This is a genomic window from Nocardiopsis halotolerans DSM 44410, assembly GCF_000341065.1.
Classification (GTDB): Bacteria; Actinomycetota; Actinomycetes; order Streptosporangiales; family Streptosporangiaceae; genus Nocardiopsis; species Nocardiopsis halotolerans.
This window is the reverse complement of the sequence record NZ_ANAX01000225.1, coordinates 1-5,746: the sequence shown is the minus strand read 5'-3', so window position 1 is coordinate 5,746 and position 5,746 is coordinate 1. Positions and strand designations below refer to the sequence as shown.

Below are 5,746 nucleotides of genomic sequence, written 5' to 3'. Positions count from 1 at the left end.
CCCCCCCCGCCGAGGCCGACCTGTGTCCCGAGACGGGGCGCGGGCGCCTGTCCGTCCTACCCGCGCGCGGAGTACCTGTTCAAACAGGCCACGCGTGGTCTGGACCCGGCCGGGCGGGGCTGCACCCTGAGCAGGCTCCGGCCCCGGACGTAGCCGTCCCTGCCGGTGGAGCCGGCACCCCGCGCGAGTACGGCGTGTTCCGGGGAACACGACCTAGGCGAGCAGGCCGTCCAGGGGGATCAGCACGCCCGAGCCCAGTGCCAGCAGGCCCGTGGACAGTAGCACCAGCACCATGAACAGCGACCCCACCACGGCCAGGCGGAACGCGCCCAGGCGGCGCCGGGCCCGGGTGGTGGGCTTCTTGCTGGCCGCTGAGCGCCCCAGGACCACCAACAGCACCGACAGCAGCACCGGCAACCACCATGAGGTGCCCATGGCCGCGGGCAGCAGGTCGGTCACCGCGCTGGTCACCTCCGACAACCAGCCCAGGATCCCGCCGCCGCTGGCGTCCAGCAGGCCGGTGTAGGCCGAGGTCACGAACTCGCTCTCGGGGTAGAAGCCCTCCTGCGGGCGCACCACGCGGCCCAGCCCGTCCACGAGGCCGAGCAGGGCGGCCGGGTAGGCGAAGCGGCGGCACCGGCCCGCCTTCATCGCCCGCTGGATCTGGCCCATGGTCCTGTCGACCCTGCGCCTCCTGCGTTCCTGCTCGCGGGGGTTCGGCGCGGGCTCCCGCGCGCCCGTGGGGTCGTAGGGGTGGGGCGCGGTCGGGTCGTCGGGACGCTCGGGCGCGGAGGAGGCGCCGATCCGCCGTCGGGCGCTGGACACCTTCTCCCGGGCCTGGGACCAGCGCTCGCTGGCCGAACCGGCCAGGGACGCCCACCGGTCCTGGCGGCGCGCCCTGCCGTCGGCGCGCTCGCGCTCGGCGATCCCGCCGCCCACACGGGCCGCCTCGGGCAGCAGGAGGAGCGCGGTGATCAGCGCGCCCCTGGCGGCCACGGCGTCGCGTCCGCTGCCGTCGCGCAGTGCCAGGCGCCGCTGTTCCACCCACCAGGGGGCGTGCGGGGCGGCGCTGCGCTCCCGGGGGTGCCAGGACTGGCGGCGCAGCAGGGACCGGTACCGGGACGCGGTGTCGGGGGCCAGGACCAGCTCGACGGCTCGGGCCCACGCGGTGTCGGTCTCGTGGACGTCCGGGCGCCGGGGCGCCTCCGGACCGGAGCCGACCAGTTGGTCGACGGTCTCGAGGACGCGGCGCATGATCAGGGGCACCTCGTGTTGGACGCGTTCCAACAGGGCGCAGCGCCCCGAACCCCCCGACCGGCAGGCGGGGTGAGGGCACCAGTGCTGGGCACCCAGGCCGACCACGCCCGAGGCCACGGCCTCGCGGACCACCGCGTGGCGGCTGGCGTCGCCGCTGGCCAGGGCCAGCAGTCCGTCGGCGCTGATCTCGTGACCCCGGAAGCGCGGCGGCATCCCCGGCACGTACCGGGCGGCCAGGGCGCTGATCGCCACGTGCGCCTGTTCGGGGCGCGCGTCCAGGCCGGTCAGGTGGGCGCGGTCGAAGGTGTAGTCGTTGACCTCGCGGTCCAGCCAGGTGCGAAGCTGGGGCCAGTGGCTGCGCAGCCACATGGCGCCGGTCTCGGAGCGGTCGAGCAGGTCGAAGGCCAGGCTCGGCGGGTCCTCGTGGCTGGCACCGGCGAACTCGATGGGGCGCAGGCGGCGCGCCGTGCGGATCTGCGGGCGTTCGCCCGCCAGCCACTGGAGGACCTCCTCGTGGCCCCAGCGGGCGGACGGGGCGGGTGCGAGCAGGCCGCGGGCCAGCAGGCGCCAGCGTTCGTCGGTGATCGCGGAGACGTCCACCTCGGTGTTGCGCGCGGTCAGCCAGTTGCCGCCGCGTTCGGGGCGGCGGCCGGTCACCAGTTCGTGCACCATCACGCCCAGGGACCACCATGCGGCGGGCGCCTCACGGCGGCCCTCGACGACCTCGGGGGCGGCGTAGTCCTCGGTGATCGCCAGTCCGCCGTAGACGCGGCTCATGGTGGCGCGCACGGCGCCGCCGAAGTCGGTGAGGGCGACGACGGGCGGGTCCAGGGAGCGCAGCAGCAGGTTCTCGGGCTTGACGTCGGTGTGGTTGTGCTGGAGGTCGTTCTGCCAGTGGTGCAGGCACTCGGCCACGGCGGAGACCACGGCGCGGGCGCGGTCGTCCGTCAGCGGGGCCTGGTCGATGACCGCGCGCAGCGAGCCCTGGGAGAAGTACTCCTGGGCCTCCCAGGCCAGGTCCTCGCCCCAGGAGCTCGGGGCGGAGCCGTATCCGTGGATGGCGGGGGCGTGCGGCGACGCGGTGCCACGGGCGCGGAGGCGGTCGAGGAGTTCGCGGTTGACGTCGTGGCCGGGCCGGTAGACCTTGAGCGCGAGTCTGCGGCCGGGGGAGTCGGTGGGTTCGGCCAGGTAGACGACGGCCTCGCCGCCCGCGCCGATGTGGTCGAGTACGCGGTAGCGGCGGCGCAGCTCGGCGGGGACCGCGTAGTCGAGGTCGCTCGCGGGGCCGACCACCACCCGTGAGACCAGGCGGGCCATCCAGTCCAGGAGCGGGCCGAACAGTGTCCGCCACCAGGGTGTGCGGGTGTCGGCGCGGCCGTCGCCCGGGATGGTGCGTGCGGGGCGCGTGCCCTGGGCCGTCGCCGTGGCGGAGGGGTCCGTGCGGGTGGCGTTGGGCAGGACGCTGGTGCGGTCCGGGGCCGGAGGGGACACGCGTGTGGGAGCGGTGTCGTCCCGCCGCGCCGAACCTGGACGGAACACACGGGTGGCCCAGCGCGTGGTGCCCGCGCGCCCGTCGCCCTGGCCGGGGCCGACGCGCGTGGTGGGCGCGGTGGGTTCGATCCGTTGGGTCGGTGCGTTCTCGTCACCGGGGTCGGGCGTGACCATGGAGGTCGGAGCCGTCCTTCGGATAGGCGTGTGTGGGCGTGCGGGGGATCGGGGGTCCTTCCAGGGTAGGTCCGCGTGTCGCGGTGCGCGTGGCGTTCGCGGCGCCGGGCCCGTGTTCCCCGTTGTTCCCCTCTCCCGTTTGACTCCTCACGGCCCCGTGGAGTTCCGCCGAAACCGGGAGCGCGGTCCGGGAGGCGGTTGGGCCCCGTCCGGACGTCCTCCAGGCCGTCCACGGGCGAGGACGGGGGTGGCGGGGCGGGTGCCCGTGGGCTTCGCCGGACACGGGGCCGCCCTTGGGTCCGCCTCGTGTCGTCCCCCGCGCCGGTTACGCGTTCGGTGCGTCCCGCGCGTGTCTCAGTGCTGTCCGCGCGGGGGCACGCCGAGCCGTTCGCAGGCCTCCTGGTACATGCGCACGACCTCCGTGCGGATCTGGGCGCGCTCGGTGAGCGGATGGGCCCACGGGACGCGCACGGTGTGCTCGGCGCCGTCCACGGTGACCGCGTAGTCGCCGCCGTCGCCGTCCAGCCCCGTCATGCGCGCCGCGGTGGCTTCGGGCCGGCCGCCCAGCGCGCGGCAGATGAGCAGGGTGTCCTCGGGGTGGTCGCCGTTCATGTGGGCGGTGACGGCGGCGACGACCTCGGCGGGGAAGGGGTTGGACGACGGCACGGGACCTCCTGGCCGGTGGATGGCGCGCATGGGAAACGCGAGCGGGGGAGGGCCGTGGCCCTCCCCCGCTGACGATATCCGAGCAGTCCCGGAAGTGATGACGGTGTGTCGTCAAAACCCCGGGAGGGCTGGTCCGGTCCGCCCGTTTCCGGCTCTCCGGGCCTCGCTCAGTCCTGGCGGGTGAACTCGGCGTCGATGTCGATGGTGATCCTGTCGCCGACGACCACGCCGCCGCCGTCCATCGGCATCTCGATGTCCACGCCGAACTCCTTGCGGCTGATCTGCGTGGAGGCGGTGAAACCGGCGCGGGTCAGGCCGAAGGGGTCGATGGTGGAGCCGTTGAACTCCAGCGTGAGCTCGACCGGTCGGGTGTTGCCCTTGATGGTCAGGTCGCCCGTGACGACGAAGTCCTCGCCCTTGGCCTGGATTCCGGTGGAGCGGAAGGTGAACTGCGGGTGCTGCTCGACGTGGAAGAAGTCCGCGGAGCGGATGTGGTTGTCGCGGTCACCGTTGTCGGTGTTGATGGAACCGGCGTCGATGGTGGCTTCGACGGAGGCCTGGGTGGGGTCCTCGGGAACCGTCAGAGTGGCGTCGAAGGTCTCGAACCGGCCGCGGACCTTGCTGACCATCATGTGTCGTACGGAGAAGCCGACCACGCTGTGGGCGGCGTCGATCTTCCAGGTGCCGGCCTTCAGTTCCTGCTCTGCCATGGGTGTCTCCCTGTCGGGTGGGCGGGCCCCGGTCGGGCCCTCTCGCTGCTGAGTAACAAGGTACCCCAGAAGAATCTTCCTGGGAAGAGGAGTGTGTCGTGTCGTGCGCCCGGCCGGGAAACCGACACCGTCCCGCGGACGGGAACGGGCGTCGGACCACACCGCTACGATGGGCCGCATGGACAACGCCGCGTGGCTCGATGCCGGAGAACAGCACGTCTGGCGCGGTTTCCTCAGGATGAACGCCTGGATCTACGACGAGTTGGAGAGGGATCTGCGCGCCCGTACCGGGCTCTCGCTGATCGAGTACGGCATCCTCGTGCACCTGTCCGAGGCCGACGGGCGGCGCATGCGCATGCGCGCACTCGCCGACGGCGTCATCGTGTCCAGGAGCAGGCTCTCCCACCAGATCGCCCGGCTCGAACGCGGAGGCCACGTACGCCGGGAGCACTGCGACGACGACCGCCGGGGCCTGTGGGCCGTGCTCACCGAGCAGGGCTCCCTCCTTCTGCGCGAGGCCGCGCCCGGACACGCGCGACGCGTGCGCTCCCTGGTGTTCGACAGGCTCACCGGTGAACAGGTCTCCCAGCTCGGAACGATCATCGGGGCCCTCGGAGACGGCGAGGCCGCCCGGCGGGGATGACGGGGACGGGCACACGCGGTCCGCGGCCCGCAGGTAGAGTCGTTGCCCGTGAGCAGACCATCCATCATCGGCGCCCAGAACTTCCGCGACGACGACGGCAGCGTCGACCCCGAGGTCGAGGCGCGCCTGCGCGAACACGCGGAGGGGCGGGCGGGTGACCGCCAGGTGCTGGCCGCGCTCAGCGGCTCCCGCGTGCTCATCCCGGTGGTCGCCGTGGCCACCGAGACCGAGGAGGGTGTCGGCGGGCTCACCAAGGACAAGAACAGCGAGGTCGCCGTCCCGGTCATGACGGGCAGGGACGGCCGCCGCGGCATGCTCGCCTTCACCTCGGTGGACGCGGTCCGCCGCTGGCGCCCGGACGCGCGCCCCGTTCCCTTCACCATCGGGGACGCCTGCCGGGCGGCCCTGGACGAGGACGCGGACGCGCTGGTGATCGACGTGTCCGGCCCCCTGCCCTACACCGTCCAGGGCCGGTTCCTCAGCATGCTCGCCAAGGACGGCGTCGTCCCCGAGCCCAAGGACGACCCACAGGTCCTCGCGCTCGTCTACGGGGTGACCCACACCGAGTTCGGCATCGAACGCGTGCGCATCCACCCCTCCGAGCGCGCCGATCTCGGCATCCGCCTCGAACTCGACGAACGCGACGACGAGACCCTGCGCCGCGTGGCCGAGCGGCTCACCACCGAACTGCGGCACGTGCTGCCCGGAGGCATCGAACTGAGCGCCGTCGTGCGCGCCCGGCGCGACGACGGCGAGGAGTCCGGGAGGAACACCCCCTAGATGAGTGAGTCCGATGTCTTCAGTG

The 5,746-nt window shown here is 73.3% G+C and carries 5 protein-coding genes; 2 read left to right on the top strand and 3 right to left on the bottom strand.

The window, feature by feature from the left end:
• Nucleotides 1-213 precede the first annotated feature (213 nt).
• The 3 genes from D455_RS0117385 to D455_RS0117375 form a co-directional block, all read right to left on the bottom strand.
• Nucleotides 214-2,922 carry a protein kinase domain-containing protein gene (locus tag D455_RS0117385; protein WP_017571989.1) on the bottom strand — a complete coding sequence of 903 codons (2,709 nt, stop codon included), beginning with the start codon at nt 2,920-2,922 and terminating at the stop codon, nt 214-216.
• Nucleotides 2,923-3,276: 354 nt separating this feature from the next.
• The gene (locus D455_RS0117380; RefSeq protein ID WP_017571988.1) at nt 3,277-3,588 is read right to left on the bottom strand and encodes a DUF2470 domain-containing protein; all 312 of its coding nucleotides are present in this window, start codon (nt 3,586-3,588) and stop codon (nt 3,277-3,279) included.
• A 167-nt stretch (nt 3,589-3,755) separates the two neighbouring features.
• Nucleotides 3,756-4,298, bottom strand: a complete 543-nt coding sequence (locus D455_RS0117375; RefSeq protein ID WP_017571987.1) for a YceI family protein — start codon at nt 4,296-4,298, stop codon at nt 3,756-3,758.
• A gap of 169 nt (nt 4,299-4,467) precedes the next feature.
• Here D455_RS0117375 and D455_RS0117370 point away from each other — a divergent pair, with 169 nt between their 5' ends.
• Nucleotides 4,468-4,941: a MarR family winged helix-turn-helix transcriptional regulator gene (locus tag D455_RS0117370; RefSeq protein WP_017571986.1), complete on the top strand. Its 474-nt coding sequence runs from the start codon at nt 4,468-4,470 to the stop codon at nt 4,939-4,941.
• Nucleotides 4,942-4,989: 48 nt separating this feature from the next.
• The gene (locus tag D455_RS0117365) at nt 4,990-5,721 is read left to right on the top strand and encodes an SseB family protein (RefSeq protein ID WP_017571985.1); all 732 of its coding nucleotides are present in this window, start codon (nt 4,990-4,992) and stop codon (nt 5,719-5,721) included.
• The last annotated feature ends 25 nt before the right edge of the window (nt 5,722-5,746 follow it).

Bases quoted from the DNA above. Each gene is read 5' to 3' on its own strand.
- D455_RS0117385 (WP_017571989.1), bottom strand. From the start codon at position 2,922: ATGGTCACGCCCGACCCCGGTGACGAGAACGCACCGACCCAACGGATC.
- D455_RS0117370 (WP_017571986.1), top strand. From the start codon at position 4,468: ATGGGCCGCATGGACAACGCCGCGTGGCTCGATGCCGGAGAACAGCAC.
- D455_RS0117375 (WP_017571987.1), bottom strand. From the start codon at position 4,298: ATGGCAGAGCAGGAACTGAAGGCCGGCACCTGGAAGATCGACGCCGCC.